17 protein-coding genes are annotated in these 25,597 nt (G+C 43.9%); 15 read left to right on the top strand and 2 right to left on the bottom strand.

Annotation, left to right across the window (positions count from 1 at the left end):
* Positions 1-13 precede the first annotated feature (13 nt).
* Together nusA and infB are read left to right on the top strand one after the other, a co-directional pair.
* Complete coding sequence (nusA, locus tag ACP14V_RS13725; protein WP_136566701.1) at positions 14-1,246, top strand: transcription termination factor NusA; 1,233 nt, start codon at positions 14-16, stop codon at positions 1,244-1,246.
* A 42-nt stretch (positions 1,247-1,288) separates the two neighbouring features.
* Positions 1,289-3,997: a translation initiation factor IF-2 gene (gene infB / locus ACP14V_RS13720; RefSeq protein WP_136566702.1), complete on the top strand. Its 2,709-nt coding sequence runs from the start codon at positions 1,289-1,291 to the stop codon at positions 3,995-3,997.
* Positions 3,998-4,045: 48 nt separating this feature from the next.
* Here the strand turns inward: infB and ACP14V_RS13715 are convergent, their stop codons facing one another.
* Entirely contained in the window at positions 4,046-4,417 is a 372-nt protein-coding gene (locus ACP14V_RS13715; protein WP_136566703.1) for an SPOR domain-containing protein, read from the bottom strand.
* A gap of 235 nt (positions 4,418-4,652) precedes the next feature.
* Between ACP14V_RS13715 and ACP14V_RS13710 the strand changes: the two genes are divergently transcribed.
* The 9 genes from ACP14V_RS13710 to ACP14V_RS13670 all read left to right on the top strand — a co-directional run bounded on the left by ACP14V_RS13710 (position 4,653) and on the right by ACP14V_RS13670 (position 17,281).
* Positions 4,653-5,993, top strand: coding sequence for a cytochrome c3 family protein (locus ACP14V_RS13710; protein WP_272608586.1), 1,341 nt, complete (start codon positions 4,653-4,655; stop codon positions 5,991-5,993).
* 32 nt (positions 5,994-6,025) lie between these two features.
* Entirely contained in the window at positions 6,026-9,157 is a 3,132-nt protein-coding gene (locus ACP14V_RS13705; protein ID WP_272608585.1) for a TAT-variant-translocated molybdopterin oxidoreductase, read from the top strand.
* Between the two features lie 31 nt (positions 9,158-9,188).
* The gene (gene nrfD, locus ACP14V_RS13700) at positions 9,189-10,913 is read left to right on the top strand and encodes an NrfD/PsrC family molybdoenzyme membrane anchor subunit (protein WP_272608584.1); all 1,725 of its coding nucleotides are present in this window, start codon (positions 9,189-9,191) and stop codon (positions 10,911-10,913) included.
* Positions 10,914-10,915: 2 nt separating this feature from the next.
* Positions 10,916-11,443 (top strand): DUF3341 domain-containing protein, encoded by a 528-nt coding sequence (locus ACP14V_RS13695; protein ID WP_129655472.1) that lies wholly within the window; start codon positions 10,916-10,918, stop codon positions 11,441-11,443.
* A 4-nt stretch (positions 11,444-11,447) separates the two neighbouring features.
* Positions 11,448-12,017: a c-type cytochrome gene (locus ACP14V_RS13690; RefSeq protein ID WP_272608583.1), complete on the top strand. Its 570-nt coding sequence runs from the start codon at positions 11,448-11,450 to the stop codon at positions 12,015-12,017.
* A gap of 17 nt (positions 12,018-12,034) precedes the next feature.
* Positions 12,035-13,387, top strand: a complete 1,353-nt coding sequence (locus ACP14V_RS13685; protein ID WP_272608582.1) for a quinol:cytochrome C oxidoreductase — start codon at positions 12,035-12,037, stop codon at positions 13,385-13,387.
* Between the two features lie 28 nt (positions 13,388-13,415).
* A complete protein-coding gene (locus ACP14V_RS13680; protein ID WP_272608581.1) occupies positions 13,416-14,474 on the top strand; it encodes a cytochrome c oxidase subunit II in 1,059 nt (352 codons plus the stop codon).
* Between the two features lie 41 nt (positions 14,475-14,515).
* Positions 14,516-16,333: a cytochrome c oxidase subunit I gene (locus tag ACP14V_RS13675; protein WP_136566710.1), complete on the top strand. Its 1,818-nt coding sequence runs from the start codon at positions 14,516-14,518 to the stop codon at positions 16,331-16,333.
* A gap of 123 nt (positions 16,334-16,456) precedes the next feature.
* Positions 16,457-17,281: a GIN domain-containing protein gene (locus ACP14V_RS13670; RefSeq protein WP_272608580.1), complete on the top strand. Its 825-nt coding sequence runs from the start codon at positions 16,457-16,459 to the stop codon at positions 17,279-17,281.
* A 2-nt stretch (positions 17,282-17,283) separates the two neighbouring features.
* Here the strand turns inward: ACP14V_RS13670 and ACP14V_RS13665 are convergent, their stop codons facing one another.
* The gene (locus tag ACP14V_RS13665; protein ID WP_272608579.1) at positions 17,284-19,548 is read right to left on the bottom strand and encodes an acyl-CoA dehydrogenase; all 2,265 of its coding nucleotides are present in this window, start codon (positions 19,546-19,548) and stop codon (positions 17,284-17,286) included.
* Between the two features lie 138 nt (positions 19,549-19,686).
* Here ACP14V_RS13665 and ruvB point away from each other — a divergent pair, with 138 nt between their 5' ends.
* The 4 genes from ruvB (at position 19,687) to ACP14V_RS13645 (ending at position 25,572) form a co-directional block, all read left to right on the top strand.
* Positions 19,687-20,709, top strand: a complete 1,023-nt coding sequence (gene ruvB / locus ACP14V_RS13660; RefSeq protein WP_272608578.1) for a Holliday junction branch migration DNA helicase RuvB — start codon at positions 19,687-19,689, stop codon at positions 20,707-20,709.
* A 1-nt stretch (position 20,710) separates the two neighbouring features.
* The gene (gene queG, locus ACP14V_RS13655) at positions 20,711-21,634 is read left to right on the top strand and encodes a tRNA epoxyqueuosine(34) reductase QueG (RefSeq protein ID WP_272608577.1); all 924 of its coding nucleotides are present in this window, start codon (positions 20,711-20,713) and stop codon (positions 21,632-21,634) included.
* Positions 21,635-21,824: 190 nt separating this feature from the next.
* The gene (locus ACP14V_RS13650) at positions 21,825-23,156 is read left to right on the top strand and encodes an MFS transporter (RefSeq protein WP_272608576.1); all 1,332 of its coding nucleotides are present in this window, start codon (positions 21,825-21,827) and stop codon (positions 23,154-23,156) included.
* A 118-nt stretch (positions 23,157-23,274) separates the two neighbouring features.
* The gene (locus ACP14V_RS13645; RefSeq protein ID WP_272608575.1) at positions 23,275-25,572 is read left to right on the top strand and encodes an NADP-dependent malic enzyme; all 2,298 of its coding nucleotides are present in this window, start codon (positions 23,275-23,277) and stop codon (positions 25,570-25,572) included.
* Positions 25,573-25,597: the final 25 nt, after the last annotated feature.

Raw genomic sequence — 25,597 nt, 5'->3', positions numbered from 1 at the left:
TTGTAGTTAAAAAATGGAAAACCTAGCGCTCATCGAATCCTTTTCAGAGTTTAAGGACGATAAGTTTATTGACAGGGTGACCCTTATGGCCATTTTGGAAGATGTGTTCCGAAATGCACTCAAGAAAAAATTTGGTTCCGATGATAACTTTGATATCATCATCAACCCAGATAAAGGGGATTTGGAGATTTGGAGAAACCGAGTTGTGGTAGAGGACGGTGAAGTGGAAGATCCCAACGAGGAAATCTCCCTTACGGAAGCTAGAAAAATCGAGCCCGATTTTGAGGTTGGGGAAGATGTTTCCGAAGAAGTGAAATTGATAGATTTGGGAAGGAGAGCTATTTTGGCGTTGCGTCAAAACCTTATTTCCAAGATCCATGAGCACGACAATACTACCATCTACAAGCAATTTAAAGACTTGGAGGGTGAGATTTATACTGCTGAGGTACATCACATCCGTCACAAGGCCATCATTTTGTTGGATGATGAAGGGAACGAAATCATTCTTCCAAAGGAAAAGCAGATTCCATCTGATTTTTTCCGAAAGGGAGATAACGTTAGGGGAATCATTGAGAGTGTGGAGTTAAAAGGAAATAAACCCACCATCATCATGTCGAGGACTTCGCCTATTTTCTTGGAGCAATTGTTCTTCCAAGAAATCCCTGAAGTGTTCGATGGTTTGATAACCATCAAAAAAGCGGTTCGTATCCCTGGTGAAAAAGCAAAAGTTGCCGTGGATTCCTATGATGATAGAATTGATCCTGTTGGTGCCTGTGTGGGTATGAAAGGATCTCGAATCCATGGTATTGTCCGTGAATTGGGCAATGAAAATATCGATGTCATCAATTGGACCAACAATTCGCAATTAATGGTGACAAGAGCATTGAGCCCTGCAAGGGTGTCTTCCGTTAAACTCAATGATGAGAAAAAAACGGCTCAGGTCTACCTAAAGCCAGAGGAGGTTTCCAAGGCTATTGGAAGAGGTGGCCATAATATCCGATTGGCGGGTCAATTGACTGGCTATGAGATTGATGTGTTCCGTGAAGGTGTGGAGGAAGATGTGGAATTGACAGAATTCTCCGATGAGATAGAAGGCTGGGTGATTGATGAATTCAAAAAGATTGGATTGGATACCGCGCGCAGCGTTTTGGAGCAAGATGTAAATGATTTGGTGAAGCGAACCGATTTGGAAGAGGAAACCGTTAAGGAAGTCGTTCGCATCCTCAAGGAAGAGTTTGAAGATTAAACTATATATTAGCAGCGAATTTTAGGGCAAGTAAAACAATTTATGGCAGGAAACCCAACAATACGACTTAACAAAGTTCTCAGGGAATTGAACATTTCACTTGATCGGGCAGTGGATTACCTTTCGTCAAAAGGACATGACGTGGAGGCACGTCCCACGACCAAGATCACGGACGAAGTGTATCAAGTACTGTTGGATGAATTCCAGACGGACAAGAGCAAGAAGGTAGCTTCCAAAGAGGTTGGCGAGGAAAAGCGCAAAGAGAAAGAGGCTATCCGAATCCAGATGGAGCAGGAGCAGGAAGAGCGCAGACTGGCTAGGGAAAAAAGAGAGGCAGAACAGCAGGTGATCAAAGCCAAAGCGGAACTTGCCGGTCCCAAGACCGTTGGTAAAATAGATTTGGACAAAAAGTCGGAAGCTCCCAAAGTTGAAGAACAAGAACAAGTAGTTGAGGAGCCCAAGGTTGAAGAAAAAGTCCCTGAAAAAGAAGAGACTCCAAAAAAGGAGGCTCCCAAAGAAGTCAAGGTAGAGGCAAAGAAGGAGGAAGTCAAAGAAGAAGCTCCCAAAGAAGAGTCCGATACCATCAAAACCCAATACAAGAAACTTTCCGGACCCAAGATTACTGGGGCCAAGATAGACCTTACACAATTCAATAAACCAAAGAAGAAGAAAGAGGATCAGAAGAAAACTGATTCCAAGGATTCCGACAGTAGTTCCGACCGTAGGAAAAGAAGGAAAAGAATTGTTAAGAATGATGGTCAACCTGGAAATGGACGCCCCAATAATAGAGGGGGTAACGGACAAGGAAGAAGGGGTGGCCAACGTACCTCCGTTCCCAAAGTGGAGCCTACAGAAGAAGAAGTACAAAAGCAGGTAAGGGAAACCTTGGAAAAACTCCAAGGGAAATCTGGAAAGGGCAAAGGAGCCAAATATAGAAGGGAGAAAAGAGATCAACACCGTCAACAGACAGAGAAAGATCTTGAACAACAAGAGCTGGAAAGTAAAATCCTTAAGGTGACCGAGTTTGTTACGGTAAACGAAGTGGCTACCATGATGGATGTCTCCACGACCCAGATTATTTCTGCCTGTATGTCTTTAGGTATCATGGTGACCATGAACCAGCGTTTGGATGCTGAGACACTTTCCATTGTTGCCGATGAGTTTGGATATGAGGTAGAATTCGTTACCGCTGAAATAGAAGAGTCCATTGAGGAAGAAGTCGATGCTCCGGACGATTTAAAACCAAGAGCGCCGATTGTTACCGTTATGGGTCACGTAGACCACGGTAAAACCTCATTGTTGGATTATATCAGGGAAGAAAATGTTATTGCCGGAGAAAGTGGGGGAATTACGCAGCACATTGGTGCCTACGGGGTTTCCCTGGATAATGGTCAGCGAATAACCTTCTTGGATACTCCGGGACACGAAGCCTTTACGGCAATGCGTGCCCGTGGAGCCCAGGTTACCGATATCGCTATCATTGTGATTGCTGCGGATGACGATATCATGCCTCAGACCAAAGAGGCCATCAGTCACGCACAGGCGGCTGGTGTGCCCATTGTGTTTGCGATAAACAAGGTGGACAAGCCAACGGCCAATCCCGATAAAATTAAAGAAGGCCTAGCGCAGATGAACCTTTTGGTGGAAGATTGGGGTGGAAAAATCCAGTCCCATGATATTTCTGCCAAAACTGGGCAAGGTGTCAAGGAATTATTGGAAAAAGTTTTATTGGAAGCCGAGTTGTTGGAGCTGAAGGCTAATCCTGCCCGATTGGCATCAGGTACCGTTGTTGAAGCCTTTTTGGATAAAGGCCGGGGTTATGTCTCGACCATTTTGGTTCAGACAGGAACTTTAAAAATAGGAGACTATGTCTTGGCTGGTACATGCAGTGGTAAAGTAAAAGCCATGCAAGACGAGCGAGGTAAGAACGTGAAAATTGCCGGACCGGCCACACCAATTTCAATTTTGGGATTGGATGGTGCCCCACAAGCAGGGGATAGGTTCAATGTGTTGGAAGATGAACGTGAGGCCAAACAAATAGCCGCAAAACGTTCACAGTTGCAACGGGAACAAACGGTCAGGACCCAAAGACATATCACACTTGATGAAATTGGACGACGAATTGCATTGGGCGACTTCAAAGAGCTTAATATTATCCTCAAGGGTGATGTGGATGGTTCAGTGGAAGCCTTGACGGATTCGTTCCAAAAATTGTCTACTGACGAAATTCAGGTGAACATCATCCATAAGGGTGTTGGTGCCATTACAGAATCGGATGTCTTGTTGGCAAGTGCTTCAGACGCCATTATTATAGGATTCAATGTAAGGCCTATGGGCAATGCCCGCATGGTCGCCGAGAAAGAGGAGATTGATATCAGGACCTATTCCATTATTTATGATGCCATCAATGATTTGAAAGACGCCATGGAAGGTATGCTTTCGCCAGAGATGAAGGAAGAAGTCACTGGTAATGCTGAAATCAGGGAAACTTTCAAAATATCCAAAATCGGAACCATCGCAGGTTGTATGGTCACCAGTGGAAAGATTTTCAGAAATTCCCAAATACGGCTTATCCGGGATGGGGTGGTCATATATACAGGAGAACTTGCATCCTTGAAACGATTTAAGGATGATGTGAAAGAAGTTTCCAAAGGGTATGATTGCGGTCTTCAGGTGAAAAACTACAATGATGTCAGGGAAGGTGATATTTTAGAAGCTTTCCAAGAAGTGGCAGTAAAGAAAAAGCTCTAAAAAGAGATAACATAGAAATAAAAAAATCCCGTTTTAAACGGGATTTTTTTATTTGGAAGAATTTTCCGGTTTAAGTAGCATGGCATCCGGATATTTTTTTCGGACTTCAAGATATTTTCGTTCAGCTTCCAATTTTGTTTTGAACTTTCCAAGGCGTACCCGATAAGTGGGGGATTCAAACTCAATCTTGGAATACCATCCTGGAAAATCTATGTCTACTTGAGCCTTTAGATTTTGTGCTTTCTGATAGGAGCCAAATCCTACTTGTATCTGATAAAATTCAGCTTTTGAATTTGCCTCGGCATAGAGCTTGACCAATTCATCTATTCTAGAATCTTGCTGTATGGAAACCCTGCCCTCTTGTGCGGACAATTGTAGGGAAAGCCCAATAAAAAAGAATGCATATACAAGAGATTTCATAGGATTCAAGTGTTTTGTATTAATATGTTTATGCAAAAGTAAATTTTTATGGTCTAAACCTGTGGGCCGCCTTTTATTTAGAATCTTTATAAATTAGATGTTATAAATACCTTAACATTTCAAAAAATGGTGCTATGTCGTACTTTTGTGATCAATTTTGGTAGGATAAAAAGCTATTGTTCTCTATATCAATAGAAACAATCATGCCAAAGATTTCGATAGAAATTTCGTTAATATGAAAAAGGTTTTGTACCGCCATCTATTTTCTAAAATTTTAGGTCTTTCTCTCCTATTTTTTTCCATTTCATTTTATGCGCAGGAAGAAGCTGCTGCCGATGCCGGTGGTGGTGACCCTGTAAAAGGGAAACAGCTCTTTAATCAGAACTGTGCCGCTTGTCATGCCTTGGATCGCAAAATGACCGGTCCCGCATTGGCCAATGTGGAGTCCCGTTTGATGGAAGATGAAGGATTGGATAAAGAATGGCTTTATGCTTGGATTAAGAACAGTCCGGGAATGATCAGTTCCGGGGATGATTACGCCAATAGGATTTATGCTGAATACAACCAGGCGGCAATGACGCCTTTCCCAACATTGTCCAATCAGGATATGGATGATATTTTGGCCTACACGGCCGCACCGCCTGCCAAACCTGCAGTTGCTCCGGCGGCGTCAGGTGGAGGTGATGGAGGTTCCGCTTCGTCAGGTGGAATATCCAATGAAGTGATTTTGGGAGCTTTGGCGTTGGTGTTTGGTCTTTTGGTGATTATGTTGGTCTTGGTGAACAAGACGTTGCGTAGAATAGCGGAAGCCAATGGTGTTGTCTTGGAAAATGAAAAGGCGGAGAAACGTCTGCCAATTTGGAAAGCTTTTGCCCAGAACCAATTTTTGGTCTTGGTGAGTGCTATCTTCCTGTTGTTGGCCAGTGCGTATTTTGCATATGGTTGGATGATGCAGGTTGGTGTTGATCAAGGATATGCTCCCGTACAGCCCATTCACTTTTCGCACAAAATCCACGCCGGGGATAATAAGATAGATTGTAAGTATTGCCACTCTTCGGCAAGGGTGTCCAAAACTTCAGGAATACCCTCATTGAACGTGTGTATGAATTGTCACAAATCCATTTATGAATATGCTGGAAACCCTGAAGGGCCATCAGCTGAGGATTTGGCTGCTGGGCACACCAATGAATTCTATACAGCTGAAATCAAAAAGTTGTATAAAGCTGTTGGATGGGATGAGGAAAATCAAAAATATACGGGTGAAACAAAGCCAGTGCAATGGGTGAGAATCCATAACCTGCCAGATTTTGCCTATTTCAATCACTCCCAACACGTATCGGTTGCAGGGATAGCCTGTCAAACCTGTCACGGACCAATCGAGGAAATGGAAGTTGTGGAGCAATTTGCACCATTGACCATGGGTTGGTGTGTGAACTGTCACAGGGAGACCAATGTAAAGATGGAGGGCAATGCATACTACGAGGCCATTCATGAGGAGTTGTCCAAAAAATATGGCGTTGAGCAGTTGACCGCGGCCATGATGGGTGGTATAGAATGTGGTAAGTGTCACTATTAAGAATTAAAGGAAGATAATCTCAGATATATCGTATGGCATCAAACAAAAAATATTGGAAAAGTGAAGCGGAGTTGAATCCGAACGATTCCATTGTTGAGACGCTAAGACAAAACGAATTTACAGAACAGATCCCCGTTGATGAGTTTTTGGGTGACAAGGAAAACTTGTCCGCTTCAAATACCAACAGAAGGGACTTTCTGAAATATGTTGGGTTCAGTACAGCTGCGGCAGCGGTTGCTGCATGTGAAGGGCCGGTCCACAAGTCCATACCCTACGTGGTACAGCCGGACAATATTGTTCCGGGGGTGGCCAACTATTACGCGACCACTATTGCGGATGGTTTTGATTTTGCCAGTGTTTTGGTGAAAACAAGGGAAGGAAGACCTATAAAGATTGAAAATAACACCGATGCCAAGGTGAATGGAAGTGCCAATGCAAGGGTTCAGGCCTCTGTGTTGACGCTATATGATAGCAAGAGGGTTCAGGGGCCAAGTGCCAATGGTGAGCCTGTGGAGTGGAAGGTGTTGGATGCTACGGTAAAAGCGAAGTTGGGTAGTTTGAAAGGTTCTAACCGACAAATTGTTTTGTTGACCCAAACCTATGCAAGCCCATCTACCGATAAATTGATTGCCGAGTTCAAGGAAGCTTATGGTGAAAATGTGAACCACGTGGTTTACGATGCCATTTCTGAAGACGCTGCACTCAACGCATTCAATGAGGCCTATGGTGAACGTGCCTTGGCTGATTACGATTTTGAAAAAGCAGAATTGATTGTTTCCTTCGGGGCTGATTTCTTAGGAGATTGGCAAGGAGGAGGATATGATAGTGGATACGCCAAAGGACGTGTGCCCAAACATGGGAAAATGTCCAGGCACATTCAATTGGAGTCCAATATGTCTTTGTCCGGAGCCAATGCGGATAAACGTTATCCCATGACTCCCACCCAACAAAAAATTGCCTTGGCCAAGTTGTATGGCAAATTGAACGGCAGTAGTGTTGGTGGAGGTACTTCTGATGTGGATGAGGCTGTGGATAAGGTTGCTTCCGAGTTGAAAAAAGCAGGAAGCAAAGCTGTTGTGGTTACAGGACTTAATGATGTAAATGCGCAGACTGTTGTCTTGGCCATCAATAAATTATTGGCCAGTGAAGCTTTTGATGCGGAGAACCCAAGATATGTTCGTCAAGGTGATACGGCCAAAGTAGGCAAGTTGATTGCCGATATGAATGCCGGTCGTGTTGGAGCTTTGATTATGGACGGGGTGAATCCTGTGTACACATTGCCAAATGCTGATGAGTTCGTATCCGGACTTGAGAAGGTTGATGTTTCCGTGGCATTTGCTTTCAATAATGATGAAACCGCCCAAGCGGCTGGTTATGTAGCTGCTGCTTCCCATTACTTGGAGTCTTGGGGAGATGCGCAATTCAGAAAAGGACAATACACTTTAATGCAACCTGCCATCCGACAGTTGTTTGATACTAGACAGTTTCAAACCGCTTTGTTGACTTGGATGGGTAGTGAAAAAACATATTATGATTACATTAAGGAAACTTGGAGCACAGATATTCTTCAAGGAGGGTCTTGGAACAAGGCGCTTCAGGATGGGGTTTTTGTAGCTTCTGCTCCTGTTGCCCAAGAAGAGGGTGCTGTTGCAGCTTCGCAAGCTGAGGTGGAAGAAGCAGAAGGTGAATCCACAGTGGTTCCCATTGCATCCGCAATTCGCTCCTTGGTGAATGCTACCAGTACCGGAACGGAATTGGTGCTATATTCCAAAGTAGGTATGGGTGATGGTCGTCAAGCCAATAACCCATGGTTGCAAGAGTTTCCTGATCCTATTTCCAGGGTTTCTTGGGACAACTATGTGACCGTTTCCAAAGCCGATGCCGAAAAATGGGAGGTTGAAAACAAAATGGTTGCCGATGGTGGAGTGAATGGTAGTTACGTGAACCTTACCGTGGACGGAAAAGTATTGGAAAACGTTCCTGTAATCGTACAGCCTGGTCAGGCAGTAGGTACCGTGGGACTTTCTTTTGGATATGGTAAAAAAGCCGGAATGCAGTCTGAAATGGCCACGGGGGTAAATGCTTACGCTTTGTATTCCAATTTTTCAGATGTACAGTCCGTAACCATTGAAAAAGTGGGTGGAGAGCATGAATTTGCTTGTATCCAGTCGCAAAAAACATTGATGGGTAGAGGGGATATCATCAAGGAAACCACCTTGGAAATCTTCAATACTAAAGACCATGCAGAATGGAATCATATGCCACATGTTTCATTGAACCACAATGAAATCCCTGTGACTTCTCCAGATGCCGACCTTTGGGATGAGTTCGATCGTTCCATTGGGCACCACTTTAACTTGTCCATCGACTTGAATGCTTGTACAGGATGTGGGGCTTGTGTTATAGCTTGTCATGCTGAAAACAACGTTCCGGTTGTGGGTAAAGCGGAGATGCGTCGTTCACGGGACATGCACTGGTTGAGAATCGATAGATATTACTCTTCAGAGGAGACCTTTGAGCAGGATAATGAGAAGAAGGATGGAATGGATGGTCTTTGGGGTGAAAAAGGTTCCTTAGGCGGATTCAGGGAGATGGAAGATCCATCTGCCAATCCTCAGGTAGCCTTCCAGCCGGTAATGTGCCAGCACTGTAACCACGCACCTTGTGAAACAGTTTGTCCGGTTGCGGCCACGTCGCACAGTAGGCAAGGTCAAAACCATATGGCCTACAACCGTTGTGTGGGTACTAGATATTGTGCCAACAACTGTCCGTATAAAGTACGTCGATTCAACTGGTTCTTGTACAACAACAATGACGAGTTCGATTTCAATATGAACAATGACTTGGGCAAAATGGTCATCAACCCAGACGTGAACGTTCGTTCAAGAGGGGTGATGGAAAAATGCTCGATGTGTATCCAAATGACACAAAAGACCATTTTGGATGCCAAGCGAGATGGACGAGTCATCAAGGATGGTGAGTTCCAGACAGCCTGTTCTGCGGCATGTAGCAGTGGAGCCATGGTATTTGGAGACATCAACGACAATGAAAGTAAGGTTGCCAAGTTGAAGGAAGATGATAGAATGTACCACTTATTGGAGCATGTGGGTACAAAACCCAATGTGTTCTATCATGTTAAGGTAAGAAACACCAACGAGGCGTAATCAATAAAAAGAAGTAACTAGAAGATAAATTATGGCGTCGCATTACGAAGCACCTATTCGAAAGCCCTTAGTACTTGGAGACAAAGGATACCACGATGTAACCGTGGACATTGCCCGTCCGGTAGAGGGAAAGGCCAATAAACAATGGTGGATTGTCTTTACCATTGCCCTTGTGGCATTCCTTTGGGGTCTAGGATGTATCATTTACACCATTTCCACTGGTATTGGGGTTTGGGGTCTTAACCGAACCGTGAACTGGGCCTGGGACATCACCAACTTTGTATGGTGGGTGGGTATTGGTCACGCAGGAACCCTGATTTCGGCGGTACTGTTGTTGTTCCGTCAAAAGTGGAGAATGGCGATCAACCGTTCCGCGGAGGCGATGACCATCTTCTCGGTAGTGCAGGCAGGTTTGTTCCCGATCATCCACATGGGTCGTCCATGGTTGGGGTATTGGGTACTTCCCATCCCTAACCAATTCGGTTCCCTTTGGGTGAACTTCAACTCACCTTTGCTTTGGGACGTATTTGCGATTTCAACCTACCTTTCTGTATCATTGGTATTCTGGTGGACAGGGCTACTGCCTGACTTCGCCATGATCCGCGATAGAGCGGTAAAACCTTTCCAAAAGAAAATATACAGCCTGTTGAGCTTCGGTTGGACAGGTAGAGCCAAAGACTGGCAACGTTTCGAGGAAGTTTCCTTGGTATTGGCTGGTTTGGCAACACCTTTGGTACTTTCTGTACACACCATAGTATCGTTTGACTTTGCTACTTCGGTAATTCCAGGATGGCACACCACCATTTTCCCACCGTACTTCGTTGCTGGTGCGATTTTCTCTGGATTTGCCATGGTGAACACGCTTTTGATCATCATGCGTAAAGTGTGTAACCTTGAAGCGTATATCACTGTACAACATATTGAGTTGATGAACATCGTAATCATGATCACAGGTTCCATCGTTGGATGTGCCTATATCACGGAGTTGTTCATTGCTTGGTACTCAGGGGTTGAGTACGAACAATATGCCTTCTTGAACAGGGCTACAGGGCCTTACTGGTGGGCTTACTGGTCCATGATGACCTGTAACGTGTTCTCTCCCCAGTTCATGTGGTTCAAAAAATTGCGTACCAGTATCATGTTCTCTTTCTTTATCTCTATCGTGGTAAACATAGGGATGTGGTTTGAGCGTTTCGTGATCATTGTTACCTCATTGCATAGGGATTACCTGCCATCCTCTTGGACGATGTTCTCCCCAACCTTTGTGGATATCGGAATCTTCATCGGAACCATTGGATTCTTCTTTGTATTGTTCCTATTGTATTCCAGAACCTTCCCTGTAATTGCCCAGGCGGAAGTGAAGTCCATTTTGAAATCATCAGGGGAAAAGTACAAGAAGCTTAGGGATGCTGGAAAACCATTGTATGAAATGCCGGCTAAAGGTGGCTCTAAAAAGGTAGAGGCTCCTAAAGCTGAAGCAAAAGAGGTCGATCCAAAACAAGTTTCATCCCTGTTGGAAGCTATCGGCACATTCGACCCTGAAACGGATACTGCGGATGACTTGAAAAAGGTCAAAGGTATTGGTCCACAAATGGAGGAAGCCTTGAACCAGATAGGCATCCATACCTTTGCACAGGTAAGTAAAATGACCGAAAAAGAATATGATCTGTTGGATTCCATTACCGGTTCCTTCCCAGGAAGGGCACAACGTGATGATTGGGCAGGTCAAGCAAAAAAATTAAACGATAAGAAATAGTTATGGCATCAAAAGTTATTCAGGCACTTTACCACGATGACGATGTGTTGATGCATGCCGTAAAGAAAGTGAGGGCAGAGCACCATCATATAGAGGAAGTATATACCCCTTTCCCAGTTCACGGTTTGGACAAGGCCATGGGATTGGCAGATACGCGAATTGCGATCACTTCCTTCATGTATGGCTGTTTGGGATTGACCGTTGCCATTGTGATGATGAACTACATCATGATTGAGGATTGGCCCCAAGATATTGGAGGAAAGCCCAGCTTTAGCTATTTGGAAAATATGCCCGCCTTTGTTCCGATCATGTTCGAGTTGACGGTTTTCTTCGCGGCTCACTTGATGGTAATCACCTTTTACCTAAGAAGTAAAATGTGGCCCTTCAAAAAAGCAGAAAACCCAGACAAACGTACTACGGATGACCATTTTTTGATGGAAATTGGAGTGCACGACAATGAAAAGGAGTTGACCGATTTGTTGTGGGAAACAGGAGCGGTGGAAATAAAAGTTACAGAAAAGGAGTCTTAATACTATGAAACTACTAGGTAAAATAAGTGTTGTATTGGCCGTGGTGTTGTTTGTTGCTGCTTGCGCTGACAAAAACAGACCAAACTACCAATTTATGCCAAATATGTACGAAGGCGTAGGATATGAAACCTATCAAGGAGTGGATAATGGACTGTTCCCTGAAGGAACGGAAGCCATGTTGCCTGTGGAAGGAACCATTTCAAGAGGGTACATGCCCTATGAGTTCGAAAATACTCCTGAAGGAAAAGAACTGGCCAGATTGAACACAAGTCCATTGGATTCTCTGAACATGGAGGAAAATCTGACGGCTGGGGCAGAATTGTATGCCATTTACTGCGCTGTGTGCCATGGACCTAAAGGAGATGGACAAGGGAATTTGGTGAAACGTGAAAAAATATTGGGTGTTCCCAGCTACGGTGATGCGGCACGAAACATTACCGTGGGCACCACGTACCATGCCATTTACTATGGATTGAATTCCATGGGCTCCTATGCATCTCAGTTCGCCAATGAAGAAGAGATGTGGCAGGTGTCAGAATACGTGATGAAGTTAAAGGAGGACCTAACAAAATAATTGGATAAGAGTAAACTATGTACACCTTTTCAAACAGACTTAAAATAGGATCTTTCATTGCCATGGGGCTTGGAGTTATTTTCTTGGCCATTGGTTTTCTATCGGCTCCATCAACAGTGGAAGAGGCAAAAGCCATTGTGGCTGCCCATGATGATGGCCACGGAGGTGGTCACGGACAAGAGGCTGTAAGCCATGGAGGTGATCAAGGCCATGGGGAAAGTGCCGCACACGGCGCAGAAGCTTCACATGATGAAGGACATGATGCCGCTCATGATGAGCATTTGTTGCACCAACTACAGAACAAGCCATGGGCCGCACTGTATGTAGCTGCTTTCTTTTTCTTTATGATTGCTTTGGGAGTATTGGCCTTCTACGCCATACAACGCGCCGCACAAGCCGGTTGGTCTCCCTTGTTGTTTAGGGTCATGGAAGGAATTACTTCATATTTGGTGCCTGGAGGTATCATCGTATTTGTGATTTTGGTATTGTCCGTAATGCACATGAACCATATGTTCGTGTGGATGGATGCCGATGTTGTGGCACACGATAAACTATTACAAGGAAAAGCAGGGTATTTGAACCCAACCTTCTTCTTGGTAAGGGCCGCTATATTTTTGGGTGGATGGATTTTTTATCGTGAATATTCCAGAAAACTTTCTTTGGCTCAGGATGAGTCCGATGATAACAGCAACTTTGTAAAGAACTTTAGATGGTCTGCCGGATTCTTGGTATTCTATCTCGTTACCGAATCCATGATGTCCTGGGATTGGATCATGAGTTTGGACCCACACTGGTTCAGTACCCTTTTCGGATGGTATGTATTTGCCAGTATGTTCGTTTCAGGAATCACTGTGATTGCCATGGTGACCATTTACCTGAAATCCAAAGGATACTTGGAGCAAGTGAACAATAGCCACATCCACGATTTGGCCAAGTTCATGTTCGGTATCAGTATTTTCTGGACCTATCTGTGGTTTGCCCAGTTTATGTTGATTTGGTACGCCAACATTCCAGAAGAGGTTACGTACTACGTGGCGCGTTTCCAAGATTTTAAACTGCCGTTCTTTGCCATGTTGGTCATGAACTTTGTGTTCCCATTGTTGGTGTTGATGAACAGCGACTACAAGCGGGTCAATTGGTTTGTGATTATGGCAGGTATTGTGGTATTGGCCGGACACTATTTGGATGTCTTCAATATGGTTATGCCTGCCACGGTAGGGGATCAATGGTATATTGGATTGCCAGAAATAGGAGGTATATTGTTCTTTGGAGGGTTATTTGTGTACTGGGTGTTCAACACCTTGACCAAAGCGCCATTGCAACCAAAGCGCAATCCATTTATTGAGGAAAGTAGACATTTTCATTATTAATACGATTTAAGTCTTAGATAAGTATACAATGACTGCATTATTAACATTGACTGTTTTAGTACTGGTGGCGATTGCGATATGGCAAATGACCAAGATTTTCGAATTGTCCCAACTTAAAACAGAGAAGGCCGAGATAGCAAACGATACAGATAACAAATACAACGGGTATCTTTTGTTTGCATTCCTGATATTCATCTACGGAATCACCATTTTCAGTTTTGCAAAATATACAAAGGTACTGTTGCCTGAGGCTTCATCCGCTCATGGTGGTGAATACGACCAATTGATGTGGGTGTCTTTTGCGATTATTTTCTTTGTTCAGTTTATCACACAGGCTTTGTTGCATTATTTTGGGTACAAATACCGTGGCGAAGAAGGAAAAAAGGCCTTGTTCTATGCAGATAACGACCGTTTGGAGTTCATTTGGACCATTATCCCAGTGGTTGTTTTGGCCGGATTGATTCTTTGGGGATTGTACACGTGGACCAACATCATGGATGTCAACGATGAGGACGACCCCTTGATTGTTGAGCTTTATGCCCAGCAGTTTAACTGGACAGCCAGATATGGAGGCGATGACAATGTTTTAGGTGATGCAAGTGTACGACTTATAGATATTGATAGAGCAAATGTCTTGGGATTGGATGAATCTGACCCAAATGGCGATGATGATATTATTGTAAAGGAATTGCATTTGCCCGTAGGAAGAAAAGTGAACTTTATGATGCGTTCACAAGACGTATTGCACTCAGCATATATGCCACACTTTAGGGCACAAATGAACTGTGTGCCAGGTATGATTACACAATTCTCGTTCACGCCTACTGTTACTACGGAAGAAATGCGTTTGAACCCTGACGTAGTGGATAAGGTAAAAAGAACCAATGCCATCAGAGCGGAATGGGCGGCAGAAGGAAGACCGGATTCCGACCCATGGGAGTTCGATTATGTATTGCTTTGCAACAAAATTTGCGGAAAATCACACTATAATATGCAGATGAAGATTATAGTGGAGACCGAAGAGGAGTTCAACAAATGGATGGCGGAACAGACTACATTCAAACAAACTGTAGCTCCCGCAGAATAATTTAGGCTAGGAAAGAAACCATAACAAAACTTAAGAAGATTATGTCAGCTACCGGACACGACGAACACGGACACGAAGATCACGGGCATCATCATAAAGAGACCTTTATCACCAAATACATCTTTAGTCAAGACCATAAGATGATTTCCAAGCAGTACCTGATAACAGGTCTGATTATGGGATTCATCGGTATAGCTATGTCGCTGTTGTTTAGAATGCAATTGGCATGGCCAGGGGAATCCTTCCCAATCTTTGAGGCCCTACTTGGAAAGTGGGCGCCTGATGGGGTCATGGATGCCGATATTTACTTGGCATTGGTTACCATTCACGGTACCATCATGGTATTCTTTGTGCTTACCGCTGGATTGAGTGGTACCTTCAGTAACTTATTGATTCCTTTGCAGATTGGCGCTAGGGATATGGCTTCCGGTTTCTTGAATATGGTTTCATACTGGTTGTTCTTCCTGTCTTCTGTGATCATGGTAATTTCCCTGTTTGTTGAAGCTGGACCAGCTGCAGCAGGTTGGACCATTTATCCGCCCTTGAGCGCCTTACCAATGGCGCAACCCGGTTCTGGTATGGGGATGACCCTTTGGTTGGTTTCCATGGCCATATTCATTGCTTCCTCGTTGTTGGGTTCATTGAACTATATCGTAACTGTTATCAATCTGAGGACCAAAGGGATGTCAATGACTCGTTTGCCATTGACCATCTGGGCGTTCTTTGTAACAGCGGTTATCGGGGTGATTTCATTCCCAGTTCTTCTTTCAGCAGCTTTGTTACTGATTATGGACCGAAGCTTCGGAACATCGTTCTTCCTATCTGATATCTTTATCCAAGGTGAGGTATTGCACTATCAAGGAGGATCACCTGTATTGTACGAACACTTATTCTGGTTCTTGGGGCACCCGGAGGTATACATCGTTATTTTACCTGCCATGGGAATTGTTTCCGAAGTAATGGCTGTAAATGCACGTAAGCCTATTTTTGGATACCGTGCCATGATTGCTTCCATTTTGGCCATTGCGTTCCTTTCTACCATTGTATGGGGACACCATATGTTCATCTCAGGAATGAACCCATTCTTAGGCTCTGTATTTACATTTACAACTCTTTTGATTGCGATTCCATCAGCGGTTAAAGCCTTTAACTGGATTACGACCCTTTGGAAAGGTAATCTACAATTAAACCCAGGTATGTTATTCTCCATCGGAATGGTGTCTACCTTTATTACTGGGGGTCTTACAGGTATTATTTTGGGTGACAGTACTTTGGACATCAACGTTCACGATACCTATTTTGTAGTGGCCCACTTCCATCTGGTAATGGGTATATCTGCACTTTATGGATTGTTTGCTGGTGTATATCACTGGTTCCCCAAGATGTTCCAAGGACGAATGATGAACAAGAATTTAGGATATGTCCATTTTTGGGTAACGGCCATTGGTTCCTATGGAATCTTCTTCCCCATGCACTTTGTGGGAATGGCAGGTGTTCCAAGACGTTACTATCAGAACACTGCGTTCCCAATGTTTGATGATTTAACGAACATTCAGGTGTTAATGACCGTGTTTGCCATCATCACTGCGGGTGTACAATTGGTATTTGCCTATAACTTTATCATTAGTATATTCTACGGTAAAAAAGGTCCGCAAAACCCATGGAAAGCCAACACCTTGGAGTGGACAACCCCACAAGAACACATGCACGGAAACTGGCCTGGAGCCATTCCACATGTGACCCGTTGGGCTTACGATTACAGTAAGACCTACGAAAATGGGGAGTACATTATACCGGGACAGGATTTTGTTCCGCAGAACATACCGCTTCAGGAAAACGAAGAAGAACTCAACCACTAAGGTTACATCATAAAATAGAGGCCCATCCAAACGGATGGGCTTTTTTGATTGTATGATATTGAATCACAAGAGTTAGCAACAATTATAATATCTTTAAGGCACAGAACCCCAAAAAGTAAAACCGTGAAAAAAATAGTAGTCTTAGTTCTGTTCATTTTTCCCATATTAATTCAAGCACAGCGCAAACCGCGTATAAAAGGAAGCCGAATCGTAACCCAAGTCAATGAAGAGCTTCCTCCGTTCAATGCTATAATTTTAAATGACAATCTCGATATTGTACTGAAGAAATCCTTCGGGCCGGGGTATGAGGTCGTTGCCGATGATAACCTTATCGATATCCTCAAGTTTGATGTGCAAGATGGTACTTTGTTGATCAGTTCCTATTACGATGTTACCGCTAAGAAGCAATTGGACATTACCGTAAATTATGTGGATTTAAGGGCAATAACTTTAAAAGACGGCAGTATTCTTTCCCATGATAGTATTGAAAGTGATGAACTGTTCGTGGATGGATTCAATAATACAAAGCTCGATATTAAAGCCAATGTGGGGGTCATGGACATTAACTTGGAAGATACCAGTCATGGGGATTTTAATGTGGATGTGGATAGCTTGAATATCACCATGGGACATAGGTCGGAAGCATACATCTATGCGGTAAACGAAGTGAGCTTGGTAGATTTGGAAGACAATGCTTCATTGACCCTGGAGGGAACTTCGAATGGAATTCAGGCACGGTTGGTCGGAAATGCCAAATATAAGGGTGAAACCATGGAAGTAGGAACCGTTAAGATGGTTTTGGAAAGCAATACCAGTGCGAGAATCTACGCTCATGGGGAACTTGAACTCAGTGCCAAAGGAGATTCCAGAACATACCTCTACGGTACCCCGAAAATCACAATCCATGAATTTCTGGATACTTCCCAACTCATCAAAAAACAAGAATAAGTTTACTGGGCAATTGGTGCAGTAAGGCAATGCTCTGGTATACCAAAGCCGTCCACCAAGACCTCAATATGGGGTCGTAGTTCGGTGGATAGACGTTCTATCCGTTGGCGTATCGCCTTGGATTTTGTACTCCCCAAATAACCCTGTTCCAAATACCATCGAGCATCCAAGTGTATCTGTTGCAAAGCATGGAGTGTACCCAACTTTTCCAAAAGATTCCTATAGGTCTCATCCTGTACCGTGGCGCAAAATTCAGAAAAAGTGGAGTAGGCCAATTCGGTACTGTAGGCCTTTCCCAAGGCCAATAAATGGGTTTGCACCTTTAAGAATGCTTGATACGAAGGCACTCCTTTTTTGATATAACCACGAATCCGCATGGCCAAGGTATAGGTCAATCTACGAGTTCGGTAATTAAAGGCATGTTTGTGGAATTTTGGGTTGTACAAGTGTTCGGCATCCACCTTATTGGAATACAGCGGATTGATGGCCGTTAATTTGTCCGAAAGTTGGCTTTGCAGCAATTTCAGCACTGATGTGAACCCAGCACTGTTGAATTCCGCCTTAAAATCAGATAATATACCTTTGGCGGCCAGTTGCAGGAGCACGGTATTGTCGCCTTCGAATGTGGTAAAGATATCCACATCCCCCTTGAGGTCAGCAATCCGGTTTTCCAGTAAATAACCCTTTCCGCCACAGGCCTCCCTGCATTCTTGGATGGTGTCATTGGCAAACCAGGTGATCACTGATTTAAGGCCCGCCACTTGGGTTTCAATCTGTCGTTTGTCAGGTTGGGAATTATCACTATAGCGTTTCATTATTTCTTCCAAGGCAACGTGGTAGACATAAGCGCTGGCTATGGCTGGCGTAAGTCGAAGTTGATGGGTGGGGTAGTCCATGATCAAATCCTCTTGAATTTTGATGCTATCGTTGAATTGTCTACGGTTCAAAGCATGCTTAACGGCTATGGCTAAGGCCATCTTGGCACCCCCCAAAGCCCCACGGGCTACGCAAATGCGTCCACCTACCAACGTGCTCAGCATGGTGAAAAAACGTTTGTTAGGATTTTTTATCGATGAAAAATATTGACCGTCTGAAGTGATTTCTCCGTACTTGTCCAAAAGATTTTCTCGGGGCACACTTATAGTGTTGAACCAAATTTTCCCATTGTCCACTCCATTTAACCCGAGTTTGTAGCCATTGTCCTCAATGGTGATACCTTTGAGTAGTTCATGTTTTTCGTTCCGTAAAGGCACCAAGATGGCATGTACCCCTTCATTTTTTCCATTCACGATAAGCTGGGCAAAAACGGTGGCAATTTTGGAATGCAGCGCATTGCCAATATACTCTTTGTTGTCATTCTTGCCTGGAGTATGGATGATGATGGAGTCCGTGGTAGTGTCGTAGGTAGCAGTAGTTTTTATACCCCTTACGTTAGAGCCGTGCCCCGTCTCGGTCATGGCAAAACAACCGAGTAGGTTGGTTTTCCCGGCATCGGATAAATATTGGTCATGATGTTTTTTGGTGCCTAATTTTTGGATACTTCCCCCAAAAAGTCCAAACTGTACCCCAAATTTTACCGCAAGGCTACCGTCCACAAACATTAAATGCTCAAATATGGCGGCATAGGCGGGCATATTATCCGTACCCCCATATTCAGGGGGATAAGCCATGGCACCGTATCCCTTTTCACCCAAAAGCGCTACTTGTTTCAAGATTGTGCTCCTAAATTCTTCCTTGTTTCTTCGGATGTCCCACGTAAAGGATGGGTGTTTCAAAAACTGCCGAAATTCATCCACAACCGTTGCGTGATTTCCTTTTAGGATGATGTCCAGAATGTTGGCGTCGTATAGATCCGAAGTCTTTTCATGGACCACCTCAACATCAAACAAATGGTTGTAGTGGTTGGGCTGTATGCCCAAATTAATTTCGATATGCTTTAAGTGATCATTGAACGTAATGGCATCACTGCGTGTTTGGGTCAAACGTTTGCTCAAAGATGCCAAAGGATAAGTGTCACTTTCCACGAGTTTTACCCCAGAGCTGGCAATGGTATGTTTCCATGATTTTATCTCTTGGTCCTTGGGTGGATTTTCCCTGTTGAGCCAATGATTAAGCTGCTTTTTTTCCGAGGGGTCCAAAGAGGTGTCATCAGCAATGCTTTTCTCCACCACAGAAATTTCAGAAGCCGATAATAAATCATCTGACCAAATCACGTAGAAAAAAGGAATGTATTGTAGGATTCCCAAGGAGTAATCTGTTGTCACCATTGTATTTTGGGTTAAGACGGGGTTATTTTGTTTTCTATGTATCTAAGGTAAGGTTTAGTTTTTTAAGAAGGATTCGGCAAATCATTTTGGATGAATTGCTTTCTGCCTCATGGGGTTTTCAACTATATTTGTTAAGCAATGAATGAAAATTTAGATCCAACGGCCCATAATTTTTCCCAAGAGGAGCTCGATATCGAAAGGGCATTGCGCCCGGTTACATTCGATGATTTTACCGGGCAGGCCCAAGTTTTGGAAAACCTTAAGGTTTTTGTGCAGGCTGCCAATCTTAGGAATGAAGCCTTGGACCATACCCTTTTCCATGGCCCCCCGGGATTGGGAAAAACTACCTTGGCCCATATTTTGGCCAATGAACTTGGCGTGGGAATCAAAGTAACCTCAGGCCCTGTGTTGGACAAGCCCGGCGATTTAGCGGGCCTGTTGACCAATTTGGAGGAGAGGGACGTACTCTTTATTGATGAAATCCACAGGTTGAGTCCCATTGTGGAGGAATACCTATACTCGGCCATGGAGGATTATAAAATTGATATCATGATTGAAACCGGTCCCAATGCAAGGACCGTTCAAATTAATTTGAGTCCCTTCACCTTGATAGGAGCCACCACACGATCTGGATTGCTCACGGCACCCATGCGGGCAAGGTTCGGTATCCAGAGTCGATTGGAATATTACAATACAGAACTTCTCTCTACCATTGTGGAACGAAGCGCGGAAATCTTAAAAGTACCTATAACACAGGAAGCGGCCATTGAAATTGCAGGACGGAGTAGGGGGACACCCAGGATTTGCAATGCCCTCTTACGCAGGGTGCGGGATTTTGCCCAAATAAAGGGAAATGGCAATATCGATTTGGGAATTTCCCAGTTTAGCCTCAAGGCCTTGAATGTAGATGCACATGGTTTGGATGAAATGGACAATAAGATTTTGAGCACCATTATTGATAAATTCAAGGGAGGACCCGTCGGAATCACAACCTTGGCCACGGCAGTTTCCGAAAGTGCCGAGACCATTGAGGAGGTGTACGAACCATTTCTGATTCAGCAGGGTTTCATCATGCGGACACCACGAGGACGAGAGGTCACCGAGTTGGCCTATAAACACTTGGGAAGGATAAAAGGAGGAACCCAAGGAGGACTTTTTTGATTTGACTCCAAAAACCAAACATACCACATTGATCAAAACCGAAGCCAAGCGCCTCGGTTTTTTGTCTTGCGGCATTTCCAAAGCACAATTTTTGGAAGAGGAAGCCCCCCGATTGGAAAAATGGCTCAAGGCCAACAAGCATGGAGAGATGAAGTATATGGAAAATCATTTCGACAAGCGTTTGGACCCGACCAAGCTTGTGGAAGGGTCAAAATCCGTTATCTCTTTACTGTTGAATTATTTCCCCTCAGAACAGCAAAACCCGGATTCCTATAAAATTTCCAAGTATGCCTATGGAACCGATTATCACTTTGTGATAAAGGACAAGCTCAAAAGCCTTTTGCATTTTATTCAGGATGAAATCGGGGAGGTCCATGGAAGGGCCTTTGTGGATTCCGCACCTGTCTTGGATAAGGCATGGGCCGCCCGTAGTGGTTTGGGGTGGATAGGCAAGCATAGTAATCTACTGACACAGCAAGTTGGCTCGTTTTATTTTATAGCGGAACTTATTGTGGATTTGGATTTGGAATACGATGCACCAACAACGGATCATTGCGGTACGTGTACGGCTTGTATCGACGCTTGTCCTACTGAGGCCATTGTGGAACCCTATGTGGTGGATGGCAGTAAATGTATTTCCTATTTTACCATTGAGCTCAAAGACCAAATTCCTACTGAATTCAAGGGGAAGATGGATGATTGGATGTTTGGCTGCGATGTATGCCAAGATGTTTGTCCGTGGAACCGTTTTTCAAAACCGCACAAGGAACCCCTTTTTGACCCCGACCCCCAATTGTTGTCCATGACCAAAAAAGATTGGGAGGAAATTACTGAAGATGTGTTCAGGAAGCTGTTTAAAAAATCTCCAGTAAAGCGCACGAAGTATAGCGGTCTTCAGCGAAATGTTAAGTTTTTAAAACCCTAGAGGTTAACTATAACGTTTTCGTTTTGAAGCAAGGTCAATTTAGAGTTGACTTTCTTCAGTGGAATAATTAAAAAGACTATATTGAATTGGATTCATATTGAGAAATCCTTAAAATTTGAGTCATGTTTTTAATGGGTTGAAAATTTTTGATTTTCAAACACCATGCTTTTCAAACCAAACAACACACAGGATGAAGATTATAAAACCCCGTTTAAGTTTTTGGCAAATATTCAATATGAATGTTGGCTTTTTGGGAATCCAGTACAGTTTTGGACTTCAACAGAGCGCAATAAACCCCATTTTTCTTTTCTTGGGGGCCAAAGAAGAAATTTTACCCATTTTAAATATTGCTGGTCCGGTCACGGGGTTGATTGTTCAACCTATCATTGGGGCCATTTCAGATAAAACATGGTCGCCAAGATGGGGAAGAAGAAAGCCTTTTTTCTTGATAGGGGCTGTTTTGGGCAGTCTGTGCCTGTTTGCTTTTCCATTGAGCCCGGCCCTGTGGTTTGCCGTAGGCCTTTTGTGGATTTTGGATGTAGGCAACAATATGGCCATGGAACCGTATCGGGCCTTTGTTGGGGATAAGCTTCCAGATGCTCAGTTGAGCATTGGCTACCAAATGCAAAGTTTGTTTGTAGGAGCTGGTATTCTATTGGCCAACGCATCTATTTTTTTATTTCAAGATTGGTTTGGTGGAGGACAGGAAATAGAAGGTGCCGTTCCCAAATGGTTGTATTATTCCTTCTTTATTGGCTCGTTTTTGTCTATAGTCACCATATTGTGGTCGGTTTTAAAGACTCCGGAGATACCGCCTTCCGATGAAGAATTGGCAGAAATCAATAGGCACAAGTCTTTGCCTTTTATGGAACGTTTTAAAACCCCGTTTGTGGAAATATCACATGCGGTGAAGGAAATGCCCCAGTTTATGTGGCGATTGTCTGCCGTATATCTGTTTCAGTGGTATGCCCTGTTCGTGTATTGGCAGTTTATAACCCCATTGTTCAGGACAACCATGGGTTTCGATACATCGGAAGCTGCAGCTCAAGCGGCAAAAATGAGTACCACCTATAACATTGTTACTGCCGTAGTGGCATTGATTTTGGTTCCGTTGACCATGCGATTTGGAGGAAAGAAAATTTATGCATTAAGCTTGGCAGGAACCGCGATAGCCTTGTTTGCGATTCCCAATATTCAAGACCCGGTTCACGTATTGTATCCCATGGTGCTGTTCGGCATCGGTTGGGCGGCCATGATGGGGATTCCCTATAGCATGGTGTCCAAAATTGTTCCTCAAGAGCGACGCGGGGTGTACATGGGTATCTTAAACATGATGATTGTAATCCCAATGGGTATCCAAACATTGACATTCGGTCCCATTTTTAAAAATTTACTCGGGGCAAACTCTGTCAACGCCATGTTGTTTGCAGGCGGATGTTTTGTTATGGCTTCCCTTTTGGCCATGCGCCTTAACATTCCCAAGAACAAGCGGGATTCTGAATTGGATATTGAAATGCCTTGAGTCTGCCCTTATGTGAAGTTCCATTTTACAGGGGTTTCAAGGATTATATTAAAATTGATGGATAGGGACTTTCCAAAACCAAGGAATCCCCTAACTTTACCCATTCATTTTTCACTATATGAGCAAGGAAAAACAAAGACGGGAAGCACTATTGTACCATGCTAAACCACAGCCTGGAAAAATAAAAATAGTACCTACAAAGCCCTATTCCACGCAACGGGATTTAGCACTGGCCTACTCCCCTGGAGTGGCAGAACCTTGTCTGGAAATAGAAAAGAACAAGGACGATGTATACAAATACACCGCCAAAGGAAATATTGTGGCCGTGATTTCCAATGGAACGGCCGTATTGGGGTTGGGCAACATTGGCCCAGAAGCCTCAAAGCCCGTGATGGAGGGGAAAAGCCTTCTCTTTAAAATTTTTGCGGATATTGATGGGATTGATATTGAATTGGACACGGAGGATGTGGATAAATTTATTGAAACCGTAAAGACCATTGCCCCCACCTTTGGTGGCATCAACTTGGAAGATATTAAAGCACCAGAGGCGTTCGAAATAGAAAGACGCCTTAAGGAAGAATTGGACATTCCCGTAATGCATGATGATCAGCATGGTACTGCCATAATTTCTGCTGCAGCCTTGCTGAATGCCATTGAGTTGACCAACAAGAAAATTGATGAAGTAAGAATTGTGGTCAGCGGTGCCGGTGCTGCCGCGGTTTCCTGTACAAAACTTTACAAAGCTTTTGGGGCCAGCGCCAAGAACATTGTTATGCTGGATAGTAAAGGGGTTATCCGGAGCGATAGGGAAAATTTAAGTGGGGAGAAACTGGAGTTTGCCACAGATCGCAAAATTGACACATTGGAAGAGGCCATGAAGGATGCGGATGTCTTTATTGGCCTATCCATTGCCAATATAGTAACTCCAAAAATGCTTAAATCCATGGCAAAGGACCCCATTGTTTTTGCCATGGCCAATCCAAATCCAGAGATTGCTTACGATTTGGCCTGCAAGACCCGAAAAGATGTTATAATGGCCACTGGGCGTTCCGATCATCCCAATCAAGTGAACAACGTCCTTGGATTTCCATTCATTTTTAGAGGGGCGTTGGATGTACGCGCCACCAAAATCAATGAAGAAATGAAGATGGCTGCCGTGAGGGCATTGGCCGATCTTACCCGTGAGCCTGTTCCTGAACAAGTAAACATAGCATACGATGCCACACGTTTGGCCTTTGGAAAAGAATATATTATCCCGAAACCTTTTGACCCAAGACTGATTACCACCATTCCTTTGGCTGTGGCCAAAGCGGCTATGGAAAGTGGGGTGGCCAAAGCACCTATTCAGGATTGGGACAGGTATGAGGAAGAACTCTATCAAAGATCGGGCAACGATAACAAGGTGGTAAGACTACTTCATAATAGGGCCAAAGTAAACCCAAAGCGAATTGTTTTTGCTGAAGCTGAATTGTTGGATGTAATGAAAGCTGCCCAAATAGTTTATGAGGAAGGCATTGCAGAGCCCATTCTATTGGGGCACAGGGAGACTATTGAAAACCTTAAAAGAGAACTCGATTTTGATGCCGAAGTGACTATTATTGATCCTCGTTCCGATGAATCCAAGGAATTGCGGACCAAGTATGCCTTAAAGCTATGGGAATCCCGAAAAAGAAAAGGGGAGACCAAGTATAGTGCACGGGTCAACATGGGCAAACGCAACTATTTTGGGGCCATGATGTTGCTTGAAGGGGATGCAGATGGTATGATTTCGGGATATTCAAGGTCATACCCAAGGGTGCTTCGACCCGTTTTTGAAGTTTTGGGAAGAGCCAAGGGGGTTAAAAATGCTTCCACAGTAAATATTATGATTACGGAAAGAGGGCCGCTCTTTTTGGCGGACACCTCCATCAATATAGATCCCAACGCAGAAGAACTGGCTGAAATAGCCCAAATGACTGCCAATGTGGCCAGCACGTTTGGTTTTAGTCCGGTTATGGCCATGCTTTCCTACGCCAATTTTGGATCTTCAAACCACCCCAATGCCCAAAAGGTTAAGGAAGCGGTTCGGATTCTTCATGAAAAGAACCCTGATTTAGTGGTGGACGGGGAAATCCAAACCGATTTTGCTTTGAGTCAAGAATTGTGCAACAATAATTTTCCGTTTTCCAAATTGTCCGGTAAAAAGGTGAACACACTTATTTTTCCCAATTTGGAATCGGCCAACATTACATATAAACTCCTCAAAGGGCTCAATAAGGCTGACTCCATAGGACCTATTATGGTAGGATTGACGAGGGCGGCGCATATTCTTCAATTGGGCGCCAGTGTGGATGAGATGGTGAACATGACCGCTGTGGCCGTTATTGATGCCCAAGAACGCGAAAAACGCAGAAAAATGAGAAGAGAATCTGAGTAGTTCCTGAAATCTGAAAGTTAATAAT

The sequence above is a fragment of the Flagellimonas alvinocaridis genome (genome assembly GCF_965248585.1).
GTDB lineage: Bacteria > Bacteroidota > Bacteroidia > Flavobacteriales > Flavobacteriaceae > Flagellimonas > Flagellimonas alvinocaridis.
This window is presented reverse-complemented; position numbering and strand designations above follow the sequence as displayed.